The sequence below is a fragment of the Streptomyces sp. SID1328 genome (assembly GCF_009865595.1).
Classification (GTDB): domain Bacteria; phylum Actinomycetota; class Actinomycetes; order Streptomycetales; family Streptomycetaceae; genus Streptomyces; species Streptomyces griseoluteus.
The window spans coordinates 1-1,183 of record NZ_WWKH01000122.1 but is presented as its reverse complement, the minus strand read 5'-3'; the positions used below and the strand labels follow the sequence as shown (position 1 = coordinate 1,183).

The window sequence follows — 1,183 nt, the reverse complement described above, 5'->3', positions numbered from 1 at the left end:
GCCGCGCAGCTCGGCCGCGTCCGCCGCGCCGGGGGTGCCGTCGGCCGGGGTCACGGCGAGCCCGGTCAGCAGCAAGGAACCGGCGGCCGAGTACAGGGCGGCAGCTCTCATCGGACATCCCTTCGGTGCGCGGCGGCGATGGCACGGCTGCCATGGCCCGGCGGCGACAGAAGGGATGTTTCGGAAGAGGCCTCGGGAAGGGCAAGCACCGGCACGCGGGTGTCGGCGTCAGTGCTCCCTGTGCGCCCCCGGCGCATCGCGGTGCGTGAACGCGGCCCGCAGTTCGGGCTCGTTCAGCGCGCGCACGCCCCGCATCGCGAGCCGCACGAGGAAGGAACCCTCGTCGCCGTCCCCGGCCGGACGCCGGGCCACCTCGCCGAGGAGCCGCTGCCCGGCGGGGGAGGCCCAGCGCGGGTACGGGTGCACCTCGACGCGGGCGATGGCCAGGCAGCTCAGGGTGAGGACCAGGGGCAGCGCGAACCACATCGCCATCTGGAAACGCGGCAGGTCCGCCGGGATCGGCATGAGCAGCGCGGTCGTGCCCAGCGCGAGCACCGCCACAGCGGCGGCCCGCACCTGGCGCACCCCGGCGGCCACGGTCGTCCCGGTGTCGAAGGGGACCGCCAGCCCGGCCGCGATCAGCCGGTCGGCGAGCCGCTGCACGGCCTCCGTACCGGCCGCGGCCGCCCGCACCGGAGCGATCCGGGACTGTCCCTGCGGGCCGATCGCGCCGATGACGGAACGTTCCATCTCGTCCCGCCCGCGCGGGTCCACCACGGTGGCCCAGCCGGTGTGCGCGAGCAGCAGCCGGCGCTGCCGGGCCATCCGGACCATGGCGAGGTCGGCGACGCGGGAGGGGCCGCCGGAGAGGAACGCCGTCTCGTACAGCGTCAGGTCACGGTCGTGGCCGTCGGCCCGTGCCGCGCGGTCCGCGGCGGTCGCGCGGACGGCGGCGAGGCACAGCCGGGTGCAGGCGATGGCGGCGAAGGCCCAGGCCGGAAGCAGGAGAAGGACCCAGAACATGAGGTTTTTCTATGTCAACGGCCCCTGAAAAACCATGGCTTGTTCACTATCCGGACAGAGCGTTACCGGTATGTGACGTTCCGCTTTTCCCGCAGGTCGGGGAGGGTGATCAGCGCCGCCCCGACAGCACCCGCCTGGCCAGCCGCGCGGCCGGGCCGGG

1 protein-coding gene is annotated in these 1,183 nt (G+C 74.5%); it reads right to left on the bottom strand.

What is annotated here, in order from left to right:
- Nucleotides 1-228 precede the first annotated feature (228 nt).
- On the bottom strand, nucleotides 229-1,023 hold the full coding sequence (locus tag GT030_RS03900; RefSeq protein ID WP_161199849.1) for a TIGR04222 domain-containing membrane protein: 795 nt from the start codon (nucleotides 1,021-1,023) through the stop codon (nucleotides 229-231).
- Nucleotides 1,024-1,183: the final 160 nt, after the last annotated feature.

Coding starts and splice junctions, on each gene's coding strand:
- GT030_RS03900 (WP_161199849.1), bottom strand. CDS start 1,023: ATGTTCTGGGTCCTTCTCCTGCTTCCGGCCTGGGCCTTCGCCGCCATC.